Origin of the sequence: Geothrix sp., from assembly GCF_020622065.1 — a bacterium.
Classification (GTDB): domain Bacteria; phylum Acidobacteriota; class Holophagae; order Holophagales; family Holophagaceae; genus Geothrix.
The window spans coordinates 162702-178850 of the sequence record NZ_JAHRYQ010000001.1; the positions used below are offsets into that span (position 1 = coordinate 162702).

Below are 16149 nucleotides of genomic sequence, written 5' to 3' on the forward strand. Positions count from 1 at the left end.
CCACCTCAGATGTGCTTGGCGATGTCGGCGTCGGGGGCGGCCATGCCGCCGGACTGCAGCTTCGTCAGCGCGTCCTGGAAGCGGCCGGCATGGAAACGCTCCACCTTGGCCAGGGTCTCGAACCAGGCGGCGATCTCGGCGTAGCCCTCTTCCCGGGCCAGGCGGGCGAACTCGGGATACATGTCGGTGTATTCGTAGGTCTCACCGGCGACGGCGGATTTCAGGTTGGTCAGGGTGTCGCCCAGGGGCATGCCGGTCGCCGGGTCGCCGGCCTGCGCCGCCAGGAACATGAGGTGCTTCAGGGCGTGGCCCGTCTCGCCGTCGGCGCTGTGCTTGAAGAGCGCGGCCACTTCCGGGAGGCCTTCCTTCTCCGCGACCTGGGCCATCCAGGTGTAGCGGCGGTTCGCCTGGCTCTCGCCGGCGAAGGCAGCTTTGAGGTTCTGGTGGGTCTTGGATTCGGGGAAGGACATGGTGTCTCCTGTGGCCGTCAACGGCGGCATCAAGGTAGAGCCATCTCCGTGCCAATGCAATAAGTCAAATCATTGAATGGATTCAGCTAAGCCCAAGGGCCGCGGCCCAGGACGATTCCCGACCGGCCGGGAGCCGGATTCGCGAGATGTCGAGAATGGGTGTGAGCGCGCCGGGTCAGCGGGCCGGGGACAGGGCGGCCCGGATCTGGGCGGCGTCCAGGCTGAGGGCCCGGCCGAAGCCCAGGACAAGGCGTCCGGTGGCGGGCCGGAGGCGGAAGAAGGAGAAATCCCCCAGGCCGAGGGTCAGCTCCGCTTGCGGAAACCGGGCCAGGTAGGCCTCTGCCGCCGAATCGTACTCGCCCGAATCCGCTGAGATCGCCTCGGCCGCGCCCTGCAGCGTCACCCGGGGCAGGGCCAGGGGATCCGGGTTCTCCTCCAGGGGGGCGGTGAACAGCAGGCTCATCCGGGCATCGGCCACCAGGTCGCGGGTGTGCTGGGCCAGGCGGCTCACATGGATGAGAAACCCTGAGCCGTCCGGCGCCGCGACCACCGGCACCATGGACACGAAGGGCGCCCCCTCGTGCAGGGTGCCCAGGGAGGCGATGGGCATGGCCAGCAGGGCTTCGAGCATGGCTTCCGTGGTGGGTTCCATGGGGCCTCCGTGCGATTGCCATCATGCCCCTTTCGGGGGCCGGTGGGGGGGCTTTGGCGGGATTCAGTTCCCGAAGGCCTGCGCGACGATCCGGCCCACCTCGGCCAGCGTCGCCTCCCGGTGCTGCGGGGAGGCGGACGAGCCGGTGGTGTAGGCGGCCACCAGGATGGGTGCCCGGCCTGGTGGCCGCAGGATGGCCACATCGTTCGTGGTGCCGCGGGCTCCGGAGCCGCTCTTGTCCCCGGCCTGCCAGCCTGCGGGCAGTCCCGCGCGGAGCCGGTTCCGGCCCGTGGTGCTGGCCCCCATCCAGGCCTCCAGGCGCTGGCGGGTGTCGGGCCTGAGCGCAGAGCCCACCAGCAGGGCCTGCAGGTCCCTCACCATGGCGGCGGGCGTGGTCGTGTCCCGGGGGTCCCCGGGGCAGGCCTCGTTCAGCTCTGGCTCGAAGCGATCCAGGCGCGTGTCGGAGTCCCCCAGGCTGCGCGTGAAGGCGGTGAGGGCTGCGGGCCCCCCGAGGCGCCGGAGCAGCAGGTTGGCCGCGGTGTTGTCGCTGACCACCACGGCGGCGGCGCAGAGTTCCTCCACGCTCAGCTTCCCCTCGGCCACCCGCGCCCGCGTCACGGGCGCATGGTCGAGCAGGTCTGCCGGGCCGTAGGGGAGGGTCCGGTCGAGGGTCTCGCGGCCCGCGTCCACCTGGGCCAGCACCGCCCCTGCCAGCAGCACCTTGAAGGTGCTGCAGAGGGGGAACCGCTCACCGGCCCGGTAGTCGAGCCAGCGCCCAGAGCCCGTGTCCAGGGCGGCCACGCCGAGGCGTCCCCCGCTCCGCGTCTCCAGGGCGGCCAGCGCCGCGGCCGGGCGGGCTGGATCCGTGCGCTTCACGAGGTTGGAGGCCGGCGGCGCGCCCTGAAGGGACAGACCCAGCAGGATCACGGCGGTGGCTAGAGGGAAGATCGGGTGCATGGGGCCGCGGGTTTGGCGATGACCTCTTACTCGGAGGCAGGCTGGCCTTCGCCGGAACCGCCCTCGGTGCCGCCGTCCTCATCCCCCTCCGATTCCGGGATGTCGTTGCCGAGGGCATCCTTCTTCAGCGCCTTCTTCTGCAGCTTTTCTTCCTTCTTCTTCTGCCGGGCCAGGTCCTTCTGCCGCTTCTCGAAGTTGTAGTTGGGCTTTCTGGCCATGGCGAGTCCGATCACGAAAGAGGTTGAAGCTGATCCAGCCTGAGGCCTTAGTCTACCGCCTCGTCCGCCGAAGCGCCTGGATGAGGTCGTCCAGCCGCTGCAGGAAGGTGGAGCGGTCCCGCGCCGTGAACGGGGCGGGGCCCGTTCCCATCTCGCCCATGGCCCGCAGGTGGGTCATCAGCTCGCGGCTGGCCAGGGCATCGCCGATGGACTCGGGCGAATACACCTTGCCCTTGGCATCCAGGGCCCGGGCGCCCTTCTCCAGACAGCGGGCCGCCAGGGGGATGTCGGCCGTCACGGCGATGTCCGAGGCCGTGATCTGCTCGACGATCCAGTCGTCGGCGCCGTCGAACTGGCCCTTCGCCACCACCACCGACTCGAACAGCGGATTGCGCGGCACCCGCAGGGGCGAGTTGGAGACGAGCAGCACCTTCAGCCCGCACCGCGTGGCCACGCGGAAGACTTCCTCCTTCACGGGGCAGGCATCCGCATCCACGAAGATGCGGATGTCGGGAGGCTCTATCTGAATTCCGCTCATGGCTGCCGCCCCGCGGCCGCCAAGGCCGCCAGGGAGGCCTGCAGCCGGGCGACCTGCACCGGATCGAGCAGCCGACCCTGGGCATCCAGCCCCGAGCGGGCCAGGGGCAGGGAGAGCGAGGCCTCGGGCACGACCTGGGCTGACATCACCTCCAGGGTGTGCACCAGGGACGCATGGGCCCGGGCCCCGCCTTCGAGAGAGGGTGAGGCGCTCCAGGCAGCGGTGGGCTTGCCCACGCAGTCGCCCGAGGAGACCACCCACTCCAGCAGATTCTTCAGTACCGCGGGCATGGCGTGGATGTACTCCGGCGTGCAGATCAGCAGGCCGTCCGCCTCGCGCAGGCGCTCCCGCAGGTCCGCCACGGACGCCGGCAGGGGCTCCACATCCCGCTCCGGGCTGTAGTGGGGTAGGTCGTCCAGGCCTTCCCAGCGCCGGATCTCCAGATCGGGGGGCGCCAGGCGGGCCGCCTCCTGCAGCAGCAGCGTGTTGAGGGACTGGGGCCGGAGGCTTCCGGACAGGGCGAGGATGCGCACCGGCTCAATCCTTCCGGCGCCAGATGAGGCCCGCGCCGACGGCCACGGCCGCCAGGCCGACCCAGACGGGGATCCGCACGGTTTCCTTCTCCTTCACCGTGAACTCCAGGGGGCCCAACTTGGCGTCATGGCTGTCCTTCGTGTAGCTGAACTCCGGCCAGGCGAGCGACGCCGCGCCGAGGAGCAGGAGGATCAGGCCGGCAAGGGGCTTCAGCCGCATGGGCTCACTCCGCCTTGTCCAGGCTCCACTTCCCGGCGCCCCGGCAGGCCATGAAGAGGAAGAGGAAGCAGAACACCACCGCCAGCTCGCCCTTGTTCACGGCTGGCCAGAATGCGGCGCCGAACTGGAACTTCCAGTGGAACTGCATGTAGGCCACGGCCATCATGCCGCTGCAGAGGAAGGCCGCCAGGCGGGTCTGGAAGCCCACCAGGATGGCGAGGCCGCCCACGAGCTCGAGGACACCGCCGATCCAGATCTGCGATCCCACCGGCGGCTGGTGCTCGGCCAGCAGGCCCAGGACCTTCTGGGCGCCGTGGAAGGCGAACAGCAGGCCCGAGACGATCCGCAGCAGCGCATAGGTTTCATCCGAATACTTGCCGAGCCACTTCATGAGGATCTCCCGGAGAGGTTGTGAGGACATTCTTGCACCTTCCTCCCCCTCGCCCCGCGCCGTCGGAAATCTGGGCGGCCGCAGCGGCCGGTTGACGGGTCAGAGGCGCTTCTCGGTCGTCAGAGGCCTGGGTGCACCGGGGCGCCGGCCTCGGTCCCCACCACTGTGATCCAGGGGCGCACCCGCCAGTGGCGCACCAGGCCGTGCAGCACATAGGGATCCGCCGCCGCGAACTTCTGGGCTGCCGCGGCCGAATCCCCCTGGAAGAGGAGGAGGGCCGAATCGACGGGCTCGGCCAGGGCTCCGCCCAGCAGCAGCTCACCCCGGGCGTGGGCCTCCCACGCGAGGGCGAGGTGCTCGTCCCGGAACTCCGCCCGCCGTTCCAGGTATTCCGCGCCGACCTCGTAGACCAGAAGGAAATGCATGATGGACCTCGGGGGAGAAAGACCGATCCCGGAATGGGCGACTGCTAGCCGATAAAGATGGGGCCAGGAGCGTCTTGGTGCCCGGGGAGAGGAAGGATTTTTCCGGGTCGCCCTGAAATGCGCCCCCTCAGCGGACCAGGGGGCGGTTGAGTTCCGTGCGCCAGGTGGCCGGATCGGGCCCCGATTCCGGGCCGGCGACATAGCATTCCCAGAGGTCCGGCGCGGGCGTGTGGCCTTCGGCGGCGATCCAGACCTCGAACTCCCGCCAGGCGGATCCCAGGCCTTCGTAGCCGCCCTGGTAGGTCGTCCGGGCCACCGTCGCCGTGGGCAGGTGCCCGGGCATGACGCGGCCCGCTGGAACCACCGTTCCCTTGATGGGCACCCCGAGTTCGAAGTCGAAGCGCTCGGGATCCATCCGCAGGTGGTGCGAGAAGAAGGGCCCGGTGGGGGCGAGGCCCTGGTCGGCCACGGTGGCCATCAGTTCGGCGAGGCCGGGGCCCATGACGGCCTGGATCTCCGCCCGGGGGATGGTGAAGCGGATGATGGCGGCGGACTGGGCCACGATGTGCAGGATCCTCGGGGCCTCGAGCATGGGTCCTCCCTGGGTGGAATGAACCATAAGGCCGCGGCGCGATCTCGCCTGTAAATTCTGCCAAGGAGAGGGTGTTTTGTTTATATAAATAATTGACTTTAAATATCTTGATTGAAACAAAAAAAGAAAAGAATGAAATAGCGCAACTCAATGGTTGTACTTGATCGGGCGCGGGCTAACTTGCCCTTCGGAGGTGGCCCGTGAGCCCATCGAGCCTCGATCGCATCGAGAAGGAGATCCTCCTGCGGGCGCCGCAGGCGCGCGTCTGGCAGGCGCTCGTGGATGCCGAGGCCTTCGGCGCCTGGTTCCGGGTGAAGCTGGAGCGCCCCTTCCTGCCCGGCCAGCACACCAGGGGCCCCATCACCTACCCGGGCTACGAGCACCTCACCATGGAGGTATGGGTGGAGCAGATGGTGGCCCAGAGGCTGTTCTCGTTCCGCTGGCACCCCGCCGCGGTCGATCCGGGGGTGGACTACTCGGGCGAGCCCACCACGCTCGTCGAGTTCCGGCTCGAAGCGGTGCCCGAGGGGACGCGGCTCACGGTGGTCGAATCGGGCTTCGACCAGATCCCCGCGACCCGGCGTGAGGCGGCCTTCCGGATGAACAGCGGGGGGTGGGCCGAGCAGCTGGGCAACCTCCAGCGCCATGTCGCCGGGTGAGGGCGGCATGCATGTCCCCGTCCCGATCCCCGTCCACATCCCCGTCCGGGAGGCCGCCCCGCTCTTCGCGGCCCTGGGCGATCGGACGCGGCTGCAGCTGGTGGCCCGCCTCTGCTCCGGTGGACCCCTCTCGATCTCGGGTCTGAGCCGCTCCGCCGCCGTGTCCCGACAGGCCATCACCAAGCACCTCGGCGTGCTGTCCGAAGCCGGCCTGGTACGAAGCCGACGCCAGGGGCGCGAGTGCATCTGGGAGCTCGAACCCAGACGCCTCGATGATGCGCACCGGTACCTCGAGCGCATCTCGCGGCAGTGGGACGACGCCCTGGATCGCCTCCGGGTCTTCGTCGAGCGCCCGTAAACGATCCCAGCTTCCGGGCGTAGCTCAACTTCAGCCCGGAGACCCGCATGAAGCCCCTCTTTTTCAATGAAGACAAGGGCCTTCGAAACGGCTGGTGGGCGCTCATCTACCTCGCCCTCCTGGCGGGTTGCCTCGCCGGCTTCCAGCTGCTTCTGGTCCCCGGGCTCAAGCGGCTCGGCCTCCGCAGCGGGGACTGGGTGGTGGGGCTGCTCTTCGGGCTGTCCCTGCTGGCGGCCTGGATCTGCACGCGGTTGCGCAAGGAGTCCCTCGCCAGCACCGGGTGGCGGCTGGACGGCCGGTGGGCCAGGGAATTCGCCTGGGGCACCCTGCTGGGCATCGGCGTGATGGTGTTGGCGGCCGGCCTGCTCTGGAGCGTGGGTGGCGTGACCTGGGAGTTGGATCCCGCCCGCAGCTTTCGGGCCCTCAGCCGGGGGTTCGTGGTGTTCGCGCTGGTGGCCTGCTGGGAGGAGAACCTGTTCCGGGGCTTCGTCTTCCAGCGCCTGCTGGACGGCGTGGGCGCCTGGCCCGCGCAGGTGATCCTCGCCCTCTTCTTCGGGCTCGCCCACTGGGGCAACCCCGGCATGCACGGCGCGACGAAGCTCTGGGCCACCCTCGACATCGCCCTTGCCGCCGTGTTCGTGGGCCTGGGCTATCTCCGCACCCGCAGCCTGGCCTTGCCCATCGGCATCCACCTGGGCTGGAACTGGACTCAAGGCACGGTCCTCGGCTTCGGGGTCAGCGGCACCACAGCCCCGCACGGCTGGGTGCGGCCGGTCTTCCAGGGCCGGCCGGAGTGGATGAGCGGCGGGGCCTTCGGGCTGGAAGCCAGCGTCTTCGGCGTGATCGCCGTCCTGGTGGGCATCGCCCTGCTTTGGTGCTGGAAAGGCCGCGGCGCGGCTCCCATCGGCGCCGTGCCGGAGCCCTGGCACCCCGAGTCGGCTTAGGCGGGCTCAGATCTTCAGCCTTTGGAGCCGGGCTCCTTCTTGGGGGGCTTGCGGCGCCGCTCGGGCTTCTTGGCCTTGGCGGGGGGCTGGGTGGCGCTGTCGTACAGGCTCTCCAGGCGGATGGCCTTGGCCGAGGTGTCCGCCGCCTTGTGGATCTCCTTCAGCACCGAGGCCACCAGCTCCAGATCCGCGCCCTCGCCTTTTAGCAGCTCCTGGAAGGCCGCCGATTTCAGTGCCTCCAGCCGCTTGGACTGGCGCTTGCCCGCCGCCCAGGTCAGCAGCTTGGAGAACAGCTCGTAGCCGAGCCTGAGTTCCGGGGTGGGGAGGGACATGGGGCCATGCTACCGGAAGCGATGCGCCAGGGCGTGTCCACTCGGGCCTTCAGGAGGGCGGCGCGCCGGAGAGCCGGACCGTCGAGGGCAACCCGGAAGACGCGTCCTCCGCCAGGACCGACCAGGCCAGGGCCCCGCAGTAGCCATGCTGGCGGGCCAGCGCCACGATCTGGGCCGGGTTCAGGCGGGAATTCCGGGTGGGGTACTCCCCCAGCAGCAGGGGCCGGTCCAGGCCCAGGTGCGCCACCGGGCGGTCCAGGGGAGAGACCGCATCGTGCAGGTCGTACCAGTGGATCTGATAGAGGTCCAGGCCGATGCCGCGCACCAGAGGCAGCCCCCGGGCAGTGCCGAGCCCCACGGTCACGGGCCGGTCTCCGTGGCGATGGGCCAGCTCCGCCATCCGCCGCAGGCGGGCCCGGAGCGTCCAGGGCGGGACGCCGGTCCCCTCCCACCCCATTCCGAACGCGGCCCACTCCGGTTCGTTGAAGAGATCCCAGGCGAGGAGGGCGGGGTGCCGTCCGTACCGCTGGAACACGGGCGCCAGCACCCGGTCCTCCAGGGCCTGCCATTGGTCCGGGTCGCGGAGCCAAGCGCTTCGGCCCCCCAGCTGCACCCCCTGGGTCCACTGGGCCGGCGCGCAGAGGAGGAAATCGAAGCAGACGGGCAGGAGCCGAAGGCCGTGGTCCGCGGCCAGGGCGAAGGCCAGGTCGAGGTCGGGGAAGACGCGGGAATCCAGGCCCAGGGGCCGTCCGGCCGGATCCGTGGCGATGCCCGAGCGCCCATCCGCGAACAGGAACCAGCGGAGGCAGGTGATCCCGTCCTGCTTCAGCGCGGCGAAAGCCTGCCGGGTCCGCGCGAGGTTTCCCGGCGCCGCGATGCCCCCCTCGGGATGCCAGGCGTTGCTTCCAAAATCGTTGCCGCAGGAGAGCCACGGGAGGTTCGCGCCCAGGAGGAAGCCCTCCCCCAGGTCCGCCGCTGGCGGGGTTTCCGGTCGTGCCACCTCAGGCCGGAGCGCCCGGAGCCTCTGGAGGAGCGCCCAGCTCCAGCCCGCGGCACCCCAGGCGGCCCGCCTCAAGATTCGTCACCTCCGACGGCGCCCGGAAGCGGCAGGGGGCGCAGCTGCTCGGCGAGGGTGCGGGTCTTCTCCATCGTCACCTCCCCGGTGTGCAGGGTCGTCTTCCGCTCGATGAGCAGGACATGGCACTCCTCCTCGGCAACCGGGTTGTGGCGCGTGCCCTTGGGCACGATGAACAGATCGCCCTCGCCAAGCTCCACGGCCCCGTCCTCCAGCTCAATCCGCAAGTGCCCCATGAGGATGAAGAACAGCTCGTCCTCGTGCTCGTGGCTGTGCCAGGTCAGGGAGCCGTGCAGCTTGGCCACCTTCACATAGGCATCATCAAGCTCGCCGATCACGCGGGGAGACCAGAACTCGGTCAGGGCGCGGGCGGCGGTCCCGGGGGAGAGGCGGGTCAGCATGAGGGCTCCAGGAACTCGGTGAAGGCGGGGGGTCGGGCCGGGCGCCGCGGCTCGGGCTGGGAGATCAGAACACGAGCTTGTAGAGGTTCGACCGATTGTCCTTGGCCACGCCCAGGATCTGGGAACCCCGCCCCTCGCCGGGCGTCCGGTAGAAATCCATCCACAGGATGGTGCCCTGGCTGCCCCTCAGCTCCGTGACCGCGTGGTACATGCCGAGGACATGCGCCACATAGTAGCCCGGCCCGTAGACCTGATCCCAGGCCGCCGAAAGGGTGTTCTTGTCTAGCGTCGCGGGGTTGGGTTCGATGAAGGAATAGGGGCCCATGCATACCTCGCCCGTCGCCAGCGGCACCGAGATCGTGCCCGACTTGCCGAGCCCGACGAACGCCACCTTGGCGATCAGGGGCTGGCTGGACGCGCCCGGTGCAGGCACCGGCGCAGTCTGGACCGGGTAGAGCTTCCCCGTGACCGAACAGCCCACCGTCAACCCCAAGCCCAGCCCCAGGCTCAGTACCGAAGCGATCCCTCTCATGTGACCTCCAGACCTGCAGAAGAAGAGAACGATGCAGAAAGCCATGGTTGAAGGGCGACTTGCAACGGCGGAAGAGGGAATGAGGGCGATTAGAGGATGAAATCATGCCGTTGTGGGCTTATGAACATGATTAGTGCCAAATGAGTGAATTATGGTCGATCTGACGAGGAAGTGAAGGGAACTGGCCTGGCTTGAAAGTATTGACCTAAGTAGAGAGATAAGGGCATGAGAGAGAAAGGCGGTAATGTAGGTAGGGTCAGAGTTGAGAGTTAAGAAAATGTTTCATTTAGGTTTTTGAAACAAATAAATTTGTCGTTGAATCTCATTACCCTCTCGCACTGCAGATGCCGACCACCATGTAATCCATGTGTATGTTATTGTCGCAATGACAATGAGGATGTTAAGAAATAACAATTTATTACTGAAACTTGCATTTTCCGAGGCAGACCTAGCCATCCCTTTCAATTTTTCTTGCGCGATTGTCGCGCTGAGCTTGCTTTGTAGAAGATTCAAATGAGCTTTTTCTAGTTCGCTTAGATCTGCCTCAACTCTTCTCGGATCATCCAATGGGTATCTGTTTGACTCGGTGATCTTCGCATTGAAGTAGGTGTTGTAGACATGCTCGAACTGGCGGAACTCGCGTTCGATATCAGGATTCTTGTTTTCTAATTGTTTCATGGTGTGAGCGTCCTAAATAAAATAGAATTAACAATAAATTAAAGGTCGCTATTTTCGTCACTATGAACGCGGACCACCCAGGCTTGCCCAAGCCACGCGGCGGGCAGGTAGGCCAGCACGAGGTCGAGGGTGCTGAACCAGGCCGGGGCCGGGAGCATGAGGACGCTGGCCACGCCGCCCAGCAGGAAGAGTCCGCCCACCCCATAGGCGGGAAGGGCGGATCGGTTGGGCGCCAGCAGGCCCGCCACGAAGGCGCCGGAGAGCGTTCCCAGCGCGTGCGCCAGAAAGGGGAAGATGAAGTGCTTCGCCTCGAAGAGGTGTAGCGAAGCCTTCAACCCTTCGGTGGTTGTCACATCAGCCCCGGCCGGCGGGGGGATGACCTTGCCGCTGATGAGGATGAGGCCCCCGTTGACGAGGCTGCCGACGACGAACCCGAGCAGCACCGCGAGGAGCAGGCGAAGAACCTTGGCCATGGTGGGCCTCCAGGGGACAGGAGCCGGGGGGTCGGCCCGCGGGGGTGGGGCTGATCCTCATCGGACCCTCATGCTCCGTCCGCTGGGACGCGCGCCTGGCCCAGCCGGAGGCCCGCCCAGCAGGCGAAGGGACACGCCAGGATCATGGCGACCTTGAACCAGGGCGCATACGGCAGCATGGCCAGGTTGAACAGCAACGCGCAGGCCAGCAGGCCCCCGACGACCGTCCCCGTCCTCCGGCTCCCGATCCGGGAGGCGACCCCGGTGGCGAGGAGGAAGGTCGCCCCCCAGGCGAAGACCACCACACCCAGCACCCAGCCCGGGTAGCGCCGCACATGGGCGGGGATGTCGCCATCAAAGGGGACGGGAAAGGGATGGACCACCGAGCTGAACAGCTCGACGCCGAGGACCAGGACGAAGGCCAGCGTCAGACCGGCCGCCACCGCCCCCAGAGATCGCAGGAATGCTTTCATGCGCGCGCCCACCCATGAATCGAGGATCGTTTGGACACCATGATGCGCCCAATCCCCCGACGGCCGGGGATCAAGCGTTGGGGCCCGATCCGGCCTGCAGGGCATCCAGGTGCCGGTCGGCGGCCTCGAGGCTGTCCAAGCTGTGGGCTTCGTACCCGGCGGCCTCAGAGACGCGGGTCACCTGCATCCGGCTGAGGGGGATCTTCACCACGCGGACAATGGGGCCGACACCCCGGAGCTTCAGGGCGGACTTGGCGCGGAGGAAGTCCTTGAAGCCCTCCTGGTCGGAGGGGTGGAGGGCGGAGATGTCGGTGACCACGCCGAAGCCCGGGTCCAGACGGCTGGCCTCGGCAAGGATGGCCTTCAGGCTCTCCTGGCGCTCGGTGCCTTCGAGATGGCCCGACAGCGTGATGTAGAGCCGGTTCCGGTGGGGATCGGAGGTCACGCGGAACATGGCGGCACTCAGAGGCGGAAGGGGACGGGGGGCTGCTGCTCCCAGGCGCCGCCCATGAGGGTGGTGCGCACGGGCACGCCCGGGGTCTTCACGCCGCGATGGCCCATGCAGGTGTGCACGGCCACGAGCTGCACGCCCCAGGCGGCGGGGCGCAGGTGGGTGCGAAGGGCGTCGGCGATCTGCTGGGCCATGCGCTCCTGCACCTGCAGGCGCCAGGCATAGGCCTGCACCACGCGCACGAGCTTGCTGAGGCCCACGGTGCCGCCTTCTCCGGGCAAGTAGCCGATGGTGGCGTGGCCCTCGAAGGGCGCCAGGTGGTGCTCGCAGGTGCTCACGAAGGGGACGCGCTCGAGGATGACGGGCACGGGGGAGAGGTCACCGGGCAGGGGTTTCAGCTCGGTGGCCAAGTTGATGCCGTAGCCCGCCAGCCGCTCGGTCCAGAATTCGGCCACCCGGGCGGGCGTGTCCTTCAGCTCCGGCGCGTCCGAATCCTGTCCGAAGCTCCGCAACAGCGCGCGGACGGCGGCCTCGGCGGCGGCACGGTCGAAAGATGGGGGCATCGGGTCGGACATGGTCCGGTCAGTCTACGCCTAGCCGGGCTCCGCCAGACCCGACCGGACCCAGCGAGATTCAGCCAGGGACCTTCACCCCAGCAGGTTTAGGCCGGAACTCAGCAGCGCCTGCTGGCCGGCGGTGATGGCCTGCTGCTCGGCGGCCTTGGGGTCCTGGCTCTGGTCGTAGGCGTAGCGCACCAGGGCGGCCGTGGTGGAGGCAGGCGTGAGAGCCGCCGCCGACACCGGCAGGCCGTCCGTCGAGGGGGCCAGCAGGGCGGAGGTGCCGCCGCCCAGGGAGGCCAGCATGGCCTGCACGGCCCCGGGGCCGTTCCCGGACGAAGCCGAGGCGCCATAGGCGAGGGACACCAGGGCCGAGCTGCTGGACCCTCCGCTCAGGGCGGAGGCGGGATCCACTGGCCCGGCGCTGCTCAGCAGGGTCGCGGCCTGGGCGACCTGGGACTGGCTCGTGGCCATGCCCTGGCTGAGGGCCTGACTGGCGCTTCCGGTCCGGGCGAGGGTGTTCTGGTAGGCGTAGGCGCTGAGGACGCCCGTGACGCTCATGTCCATGCCTTCCCCTTCCCACCGCCTCATCGGCCGGTCCACCCGCAAGGATGAGGCGCCCGGGGGGCCGGAACAAGATCGGTAAATACAGCCGGGTCAGGCCGTGAGATCCAAACCCACCGAGGCCTCGGTGGCCGGGACCACCTGGTAGCTCCGCAGCACCTGGTGGAGGGGGGCCTGGGGCCGTGCGAAGGCTTCGGGACCGGGTCCGCCGGCGTGGGGCTGCAGATTCCCCGTGCGCAGCACCGCCGTGGCATCGCGCACCAGTTCAGCGCCCGGCGTGGCGGCCAAGGCGGGCGCCGCGGGGGCGCCGACCCCGGCTCCGAAGCGCAGCGCGGTCTGGAGGGCGAACTCCAGGCTCGAGCCCTGGGCGAAGGCATCCTGGGTGGCCGGGACTTCCGCGGGAACGGCCGCGGGCGGGTTGGCAGGCGGGGCGGTGGTGGCCGCAGGGGCCGTGTCGGTGGCCGCCACGGCCGCCGGTTGAGTGGTGGCATCCGGTGCAGCGGTGGCGGGCGCAGCCGCCTGGGGGGCGGTCAGGGCCGCCAGCAGGGGGGCAGCCGTTTCCTGCACCAGGCCGAGGCTGCCCCCGGTGGGCTCCGCCAGGGGGGACAGGACGGCGGTCTGGAGGGCCCGCTGGAACAGGGCCTGGGCCAGGTCCTGAACGGAAAGGGTGGCTGCGGAAGCACTTCCATCCTGAGCGGGAGGAGTCGCCAGGGGCTGCACGGGCCGCAGGGCACCCAGCGCACCGAGGGTGGCGGGGCCGAGGGCACTGACCGTGAGGGCATCCATGGCACCCCCAACATAGGCCTTTTCCGCGGGGAGGTTTGGCGTCGGCCGGGAAAGAACCCTGTGGGATCATGGTCGATTGCGGAGGGGTCATGAGCGAGAAGGTCAGTTACGCGTCCAGCGGCGTGGACATCAACCGCCAGGACGAGGCGCTGAAGCGCATCAAGCCCCTCGTGAGGGCCACCAAGACCCCCGGTGTCCGCAGCGACATCGGCCTGTTCGGCGGCCTTTTCGACGCCCGGTTCCCCGAGGCCAAACCCATCCTCGTCAGCAGCATGGATGGCGTGGGCACCAAGATGAAGGTGGCCCGGCGGGCCGGCACCTGGGATACGGTGGGCCAGGATCTGGTGAACCACTGCATCAACGACATCCTGGTGCAGGGTGCGCGGCCCCTCTTCTTCCTGGACTACATCGCGGCCCAGCAGCTGGAACCGGAAGTCATCGAGCAGATCGTCAAGGGCATGGCCACGGCCTGCAAGGATTCGGGTTCGGCCCTCATCGGCGGCGAGCTGGCGGAGATGCCCGGCGTCTATGCCGAGGGCGAGGTCGATGTGGCCGGCACCATCGTGGGCGTGGTCGATGAGGCCGACCTGCTGCCGCGCCTCGACGCCATGGGCGAGGGCGATGTGCTGATCGGCCTGCCCAGCTCGGGCCTGCACACCAACGGCTACTCCCTGGCCCGCAAGGTCTGCTTCGAGCTGGAGAAGCTCCAGGTGACCGATCTGCTGCCTGGCACCGACCGCACGGTGGCGGACGCCCTGCTGGCCATCCACCGCAGCTACCTGGCCCCGGTGATGCCGCTGGTGAAGGCCCACAAGCTCGTGGCCATGGCGCACATCACCGGCGGCGGCCTGACCGACAACCTCCCCCGCGTGCTGCCCAAGACCCTCGATGCCGAGATCGACACCGCCAGCTGGGAGATCCCGGCCCTCTTCCGCTTCCTGATGGCGAAGGGCGGCCTGGGGATCGACGATGCCCGCCAGGCCCTGAACCTGGGCGTGGGCATGGTGCTGGTGGCCAAGGCCGACCAGGCGGAGGAAGTGCTGGCGGACCTCCACGCCGCCGAGGAACCCGCCTGGGTGCTGGGTCGCCTGGTGAAGGGTTCGGGCGTGGTGGCCTACCGCTAGCCACACCCAAGCGGAACACCGACAGGCACCGCGAAAGGAAGGCTGAACACCGAGAATGAATGGGCTGAGCTGCGGTTTTGGGCCCTATCCTGATCGGTGTTCATCAGCTTTTGATCGGTGTTCTGCTTTGAGTGCCCATGACGGTGGAGGATCTTTGGCCGAAGTGCCTGTGAAAGTGCCTCCCCGCCTCGGCCTGCTGGATCCCCTGCGCGGCATCCTGGCCCTCTGCGTGGCGGTGTACCACCTGGGGGTGTGGTTCGACATCTCGCAGTCGGGCGGCGGCGCGAACATCGCCATGGCGCGCCTGGGCAACTACAGCGTGTCGGCCTTCTTCGTGCTGAGCGGCTTCGTGCTGTTCCGCACCACGCCCTGGCCCCGCCTCCAGAAGGAGGGCCCCACGCGCTTCTGGCTGCGCCGCTTCCTGCGCCTGGCGCCGGTGTTCTATGTCGTCTGCGCCCTGAATGTGGCGTTCCACCTGGGCATGGGACCGGAGCCGTCCGGGCGGTTCATCGCCGAGAACCTGTCGTTGACCTTCGGCGCCATCCACCCGAACCATGCGCTGGTGACGGGCGGCTGGTATGTGGGCCTGGTGGCCCTGCTCTACTTCGCCTATCCGGCGCTGGCGTGGCTGCGGGAGAAGGGCGGGCTCGCCTTCCTGGTGGCGCTGGCCCTGGGCCTCTGGGCCTGGAGCCTGCCCTCGACCCTCCACGGCGTCATGGCGCAGGAGCCGTGGAACCGCTTCCACACCTATGTCATGGCCCCCAACCAGCTCTTCCTCCTGGCCTGGGGGGCCCTGCTGGCGGGGCTGCACGCCCGCACGGAGCAGCGGCTCGACCCCAAGATGACCCTGCTGCTGGCCCTGCCGCTGGTGTGGGTGCTGATCAAGCCGACCCCCCAGTTCTTCGACCACCTGGCGGTGCTCACCGGCTGGCTCCGCTACCGCTACCTGCTGGTGGTGACCGGCCTCGTGGCCCTGGCGGCCTTCACGCGCGACGGCGAACCGGGGTGGTTCGGGAAGGGCCTCGCCCGGCTCGGCGCCTGGAGCTACGGCCTCTACCTGCTGCACCCTTTCACCATGAAGCTGGTGGCGCCGCACGGGACGGGCCGCCTGGGATTCAGCCTGGCCCTGGCGCTGGCCATCCTCGCCGCCTGGGCGGCGCACCGCTGGATCGAAGAACCCCTGGGGCGCCTGGGGCGGCCCAAGGAAAAGCGCTGACCCGCAAACTGATCCGCAGGTCAGCGCTTTCCGGCAGGGCCCGTGGCCCTCACCCCTTCTTGTAGATGCCGGTGCCGAACACCAGGCCGTCGTGCAGCTCGAAGTACATAGCCTTCGGGGCGGGGCGGCCGGTCCTGGGATCCTTGTACTGGATGTCCTGCCAGCCCTTGCCCTTGGCCTTGGCCGTCTCGATGCGCTCCCGGATGAAGGGCTTGCCGTCGGGATCCTTGGAGTTCAGGGCGTCCACGCCCACCTTGCCGGGCTCCTGGCCATGGGCCAGGCACTTCCCGTTCTGATCGTAGACCGTGATGTACAGCTCGCCACCGGCGCGCCGGAACTTGCCGCTGGGGAGGGTGAACTCACGCAGGGCCGCCGCCCGCCCGTGGGTCTGGTAGTAGGCGACGGCTTCCTTCAGGAACGCCACGGCATCTTCGTGCTTGAGCGTCTGGGCGCCAAGGGTGGAGACCAGGGCCGGGGCGGCGAGAAGGACGATCAACTTGCTTGGATGCATGGCATCTCCGGTGGGCGCC

27 protein-coding genes are annotated in these 16149 nt (G+C 68.5%); 5 read left to right on the forward strand and 22 right to left on the reverse strand.

All coding sequences use genetic code 11. The features are described 5' to 3' along the window. Positions 1–5 precede the first annotated feature (5 nt). From QZ647_RS00845 to QZ647_RS00890, 10 genes are all read right to left on the reverse strand, one after another. A complete protein-coding gene (locus QZ647_RS00845; RefSeq protein ID WP_291270369.1) occupies positions 6–470 on the reverse strand; it encodes a rubrerythrin family protein in 465 nt (154 codons plus the stop codon). Between the two features lie 175 nt (positions 471–645). Beyond that, complete coding sequence (locus tag QZ647_RS00850; protein ID WP_291270370.1) at positions 646–1122, reverse strand: pyridoxamine 5'-phosphate oxidase family protein; 477 nt, start codon at positions 1120–1122, stop codon at positions 646–648. A gap of 63 nt (positions 1123–1185) precedes the next feature. Beyond that, positions 1186–2079: a class A beta-lactamase gene (gene bla, locus QZ647_RS00855; RefSeq protein WP_291270371.1), complete on the reverse strand. Its 894-nt coding sequence runs from the start codon at positions 2077–2079 to the stop codon at positions 1186–1188. A 26-nt stretch (positions 2080–2105) separates the two neighbouring features. Next, complete coding sequence (locus tag QZ647_RS00860; RefSeq protein WP_291270372.1) at positions 2106–2297, reverse strand: hypothetical protein; 192 nt, start codon at positions 2295–2297, stop codon at positions 2106–2108. Positions 2298–2349: 52 nt separating this feature from the next. Then, a complete protein-coding gene (locus QZ647_RS00865) occupies positions 2350–2835 on the reverse strand; it encodes a YaiI/YqxD family protein (protein ID WP_291270373.1) in 486 nt (161 codons plus the stop codon). Beyond that, on the reverse strand, positions 2832–3368 hold the full coding sequence (locus QZ647_RS00870) for an NAD(P)H-dependent oxidoreductase (RefSeq protein WP_291270374.1): 537 nt from the start codon (positions 3366–3368) through the stop codon (positions 2832–2834). The genes QZ647_RS00865 and QZ647_RS00870 overlap by 4 nt, the downstream gene beginning before the upstream one ends. A 4-nt stretch (positions 3369–3372) precedes the next feature. Further along, positions 3373–3588 (reverse strand): hypothetical protein, encoded by a 216-nt coding sequence (locus tag QZ647_RS00875; RefSeq protein ID WP_291270375.1) that lies wholly within the window; start codon positions 3586–3588, stop codon positions 3373–3375. A 4-nt stretch (positions 3589–3592) separates the two neighbouring features. Next, complete coding sequence (locus tag QZ647_RS00880; RefSeq protein ID WP_291270376.1) at positions 3593–4009, reverse strand: DoxX family protein; 417 nt, start codon at positions 4007–4009, stop codon at positions 3593–3595. A gap of 89 nt (positions 4010–4098) precedes the next feature. Next, positions 4099–4404, reverse strand: a complete 306-nt coding sequence (locus QZ647_RS00885) for a YciI-like protein (RefSeq protein ID WP_291270377.1) — start codon at positions 4402–4404, stop codon at positions 4099–4101. 127 nt (positions 4405–4531) lie between these two features. Next, on the reverse strand, positions 4532–4996 hold the full coding sequence (locus tag QZ647_RS00890) for a GyrI-like domain-containing protein (RefSeq protein WP_291270378.1): 465 nt from the start codon (positions 4994–4996) through the stop codon (positions 4532–4534). Positions 4997–5196: 200 nt separating this feature from the next. Here QZ647_RS00890 and QZ647_RS00895 point away from each other — a divergent pair, with 200 nt between their 5' ends. Genes QZ647_RS00895 through QZ647_RS00905 form a run of 3 tightly spaced genes read left to right on the forward strand, consistent with a single transcriptional unit; the run spans position 5197 to position 6957 of the window. Continuing rightward, a complete protein-coding gene (locus QZ647_RS00895) occupies positions 5197–5655 on the forward strand; it encodes an SRPBCC family protein (protein WP_291270379.1) in 459 nt (152 codons plus the stop codon). 7 nt (positions 5656–5662) lie between these two features. Further along, positions 5663–6013: a metalloregulator ArsR/SmtB family transcription factor gene (locus QZ647_RS00900; protein WP_291270380.1), complete on the forward strand. Its 351-nt coding sequence runs from the start codon at positions 5663–5665 to the stop codon at positions 6011–6013. A gap of 47 nt (positions 6014–6060) precedes the next feature. Next, positions 6061–6957, forward strand: coding sequence for a type II CAAX endopeptidase family protein (locus tag QZ647_RS00905; protein ID WP_291270381.1), 897 nt, complete (start codon positions 6061–6063; stop codon positions 6955–6957). Positions 6958–6971: 14 nt separating this feature from the next. Here QZ647_RS00905 and QZ647_RS00910 read toward each other — a convergent pair whose 3' ends face one another. From QZ647_RS00910 to QZ647_RS00960, 11 genes are all read right to left on the reverse strand, one after another. Beyond that, complete coding sequence (locus QZ647_RS00910) at positions 6972–7289, reverse strand: hypothetical protein (protein WP_291270382.1); 318 nt, start codon at positions 7287–7289, stop codon at positions 6972–6974. Positions 7290–7338: 49 nt separating this feature from the next. Then, complete coding sequence (locus QZ647_RS00915) at positions 7339–8364, reverse strand: hypothetical protein (RefSeq protein WP_291270383.1); 1026 nt, start codon at positions 8362–8364, stop codon at positions 7339–7341. Beyond that, positions 8361–8765 (reverse strand): cupin domain-containing protein, encoded by a 405-nt coding sequence (locus QZ647_RS00920; protein WP_291270384.1) that lies wholly within the window; start codon positions 8763–8765, stop codon positions 8361–8363. Before QZ647_RS00920 ends, QZ647_RS00915 begins: the two co-directional genes overlap by 4 nt. A gap of 64 nt (positions 8766–8829) precedes the next feature. Further along, a complete protein-coding gene (locus QZ647_RS00925; RefSeq protein WP_291270385.1) occupies positions 8830–9297 on the reverse strand; it encodes a hypothetical protein in 468 nt (155 codons plus the stop codon). 282 nt (positions 9298–9579) lie between these two features. Next, positions 9580–9975, reverse strand: a complete 396-nt coding sequence (locus QZ647_RS00930) for a hypothetical protein (RefSeq protein ID WP_291270386.1) — start codon at positions 9973–9975, stop codon at positions 9580–9582. A 38-nt stretch (positions 9976–10013) separates the two neighbouring features. Then, positions 10014–10448, reverse strand: a complete 435-nt coding sequence (locus QZ647_RS00935) for a hypothetical protein (RefSeq protein WP_291270387.1) — start codon at positions 10446–10448, stop codon at positions 10014–10016. A gap of 68 nt (positions 10449–10516) precedes the next feature. Beyond that, a complete protein-coding gene (locus tag QZ647_RS00940; protein ID WP_291270388.1) occupies positions 10517–10921 on the reverse strand; it encodes a hypothetical protein in 405 nt (134 codons plus the stop codon). A gap of 70 nt (positions 10922–10991) precedes the next feature. Next, entirely contained in the window at positions 10992–11375 is a 384-nt protein-coding gene (locus QZ647_RS00945; RefSeq protein ID WP_291270389.1) for a hypothetical protein, read from the reverse strand. A gap of 8 nt (positions 11376–11383) precedes the next feature. After that, positions 11384–11947 carry a GTP cyclohydrolase I FolE gene (folE, locus tag QZ647_RS00950; RefSeq protein ID WP_291270390.1) on the reverse strand — a complete coding sequence of 188 codons (564 nt, stop codon included), beginning with the start codon at positions 11945–11947 and terminating at the stop codon, positions 11384–11386. A 72-nt stretch (positions 11948–12019) separates the two neighbouring features. Further along, entirely contained in the window at positions 12020–12496 is a 477-nt protein-coding gene (locus tag QZ647_RS00955; RefSeq protein ID WP_291270391.1) for a hypothetical protein, read from the reverse strand. Between the two features lie 90 nt (positions 12497–12586). Continuing rightward, positions 12587–13279, reverse strand: a complete 693-nt coding sequence (locus QZ647_RS00960; protein WP_291270392.1) for a hypothetical protein — start codon at positions 13277–13279, stop codon at positions 12587–12589. 89 nt (positions 13280–13368) lie between these two features. Here QZ647_RS00960 and purM point away from each other — a divergent pair, with 89 nt between their 5' ends. Further along, positions 13369–14403: a phosphoribosylformylglycinamidine cyclo-ligase gene (purM, locus tag QZ647_RS00965; RefSeq protein ID WP_291270393.1), complete on the forward strand. Its 1035-nt coding sequence runs from the start codon at positions 13369–13371 to the stop codon at positions 14401–14403. Positions 14404–14566: 163 nt separating this feature from the next. After that, positions 14567–15619 (forward strand): acyltransferase, encoded by a 1053-nt coding sequence (locus tag QZ647_RS00970; protein ID WP_291271917.1) that lies wholly within the window; start codon positions 14567–14569, stop codon positions 15617–15619. A gap of 49 nt (positions 15620–15668) precedes the next feature. On the opposite strand, the gene QZ647_RS00975 is transcribed toward QZ647_RS00970, so the two are convergent. After that, positions 15669–16130 carry a cache domain-containing protein gene (locus QZ647_RS00975; protein WP_291270394.1) on the reverse strand — a complete coding sequence of 154 codons (462 nt, stop codon included), beginning with the start codon at positions 16128–16130 and terminating at the stop codon, positions 15669–15671. Positions 16131–16149 lie beyond the last annotated feature (19 nt).

Excerpts from the sequence above, each read along its gene's own strand:
- QZ647_RS00945 (WP_291270389.1), bottom strand. The coding sequence starts at position 11,375 with ATGTTCCGCGTGACCTCCGATCCCCACCGGAACCGGCTCTACATCACG.
- folE (WP_291270390.1), bottom strand. The coding sequence starts at position 11,947 with ATGTCCGACCCGATGCCCCCATCTTTCGACCGTGCCGCCGCCGAGGCC.
- QZ647_RS00875 (WP_291270375.1), bottom strand. The coding sequence starts at position 3,588 with ATGCGGCTGAAGCCCCTTGCCGGCCTGATCCTCCTGCTCCTCGGCGCG.
- QZ647_RS00905 (WP_291270381.1), top strand. The coding sequence starts at position 6,061 with ATGAAGCCCCTCTTTTTCAATGAAGACAAGGGCCTTCGAAACGGCTGG.
- QZ647_RS00885 (WP_291270377.1), bottom strand. The coding sequence starts at position 4,404 with ATGCATTTCCTTCTGGTCTACGAGGTCGGCGCGGAATACCTGGAACGG.
- QZ647_RS00865 (WP_291270373.1), bottom strand. The coding sequence starts at position 2,835 with ATGAGCGGAATTCAGATAGAGCCTCCCGACATCCGCATCTTCGTGGAT.
- QZ647_RS00975 (WP_291270394.1), bottom strand. The coding sequence starts at position 16,130 with ATGCATCCAAGCAAGTTGATCGTCCTTCTCGCCGCCCCGGCCCTGGTC.
- QZ647_RS00925 (WP_291270385.1), bottom strand. The coding sequence starts at position 9,297 with ATGAGAGGGATCGCTTCGGTACTGAGCCTGGGGCTGGGCTTGGGGTTG.
- QZ647_RS00955 (WP_291270391.1), bottom strand. The coding sequence starts at position 12,496 with ATGGACATGAGCGTCACGGGCGTCCTCAGCGCCTACGCCTACCAGAAC.
- QZ647_RS00910 (WP_291270382.1), bottom strand. The coding sequence starts at position 7,289 with ATGTCCCTCCCCACCCCGGAACTCAGGCTCGGCTACGAGCTGTTCTCC.
- QZ647_RS00920 (WP_291270384.1), bottom strand. The coding sequence starts at position 8,765 with ATGCTGACCCGCCTCTCCCCCGGGACCGCCGCCCGCGCCCTGACCGAG.
- bla (WP_291270371.1), bottom strand. The coding sequence starts at position 2,079 with ATGCACCCGATCTTCCCTCTAGCCACCGCCGTGATCCTGCTGGGTCTG.
- QZ647_RS00880 (WP_291270376.1), bottom strand. The coding sequence starts at position 4,009 with ATGTCCTCACAACCTCTCCGGGAGATCCTCATGAAGTGGCTCGGCAAG.
- purM (WP_291270393.1), top strand. The coding sequence starts at position 13,369 with ATGAGCGAGAAGGTCAGTTACGCGTCCAGCGGCGTGGACATCAACCGC.
- QZ647_RS00850 (WP_291270370.1), bottom strand. The coding sequence starts at position 1,122 with ATGGAACCCACCACGGAAGCCATGCTCGAAGCCCTGCTGGCCATGCCC.
- QZ647_RS00960 (WP_291270392.1), bottom strand. The coding sequence starts at position 13,279 with ATGGATGCCCTCACGGTCAGTGCCCTCGGCCCCGCCACCCTCGGTGCG.
- QZ647_RS00940 (WP_291270388.1), bottom strand. The coding sequence starts at position 10,921 with ATGAAAGCATTCCTGCGATCTCTGGGGGCGGTGGCGGCCGGTCTGACG.
- QZ647_RS00900 (WP_291270380.1), top strand. The coding sequence starts at position 5,663 with ATGCATGTCCCCGTCCCGATCCCCGTCCACATCCCCGTCCGGGAGGCC.
- QZ647_RS00935 (WP_291270387.1), bottom strand. The coding sequence starts at position 10,448 with ATGGCCAAGGTTCTTCGCCTGCTCCTCGCGGTGCTGCTCGGGTTCGTC.
- QZ647_RS00930 (WP_291270386.1), bottom strand. The coding sequence starts at position 9,975 with ATGAAACAATTAGAAAACAAGAATCCTGATATCGAACGCGAGTTCCGC.
- QZ647_RS00845 (WP_291270369.1), bottom strand. The coding sequence starts at position 470 with ATGTCCTTCCCCGAATCCAAGACCCACCAGAACCTCAAAGCTGCCTTC.
- QZ647_RS00890 (WP_291270378.1), bottom strand. The coding sequence starts at position 4,996 with ATGCTCGAGGCCCCGAGGATCCTGCACATCGTGGCCCAGTCCGCCGCC.
- QZ647_RS00860 (WP_291270372.1), bottom strand. The coding sequence starts at position 2,297 with ATGGCCAGAAAGCCCAACTACAACTTCGAGAAGCGGCAGAAGGACCTG.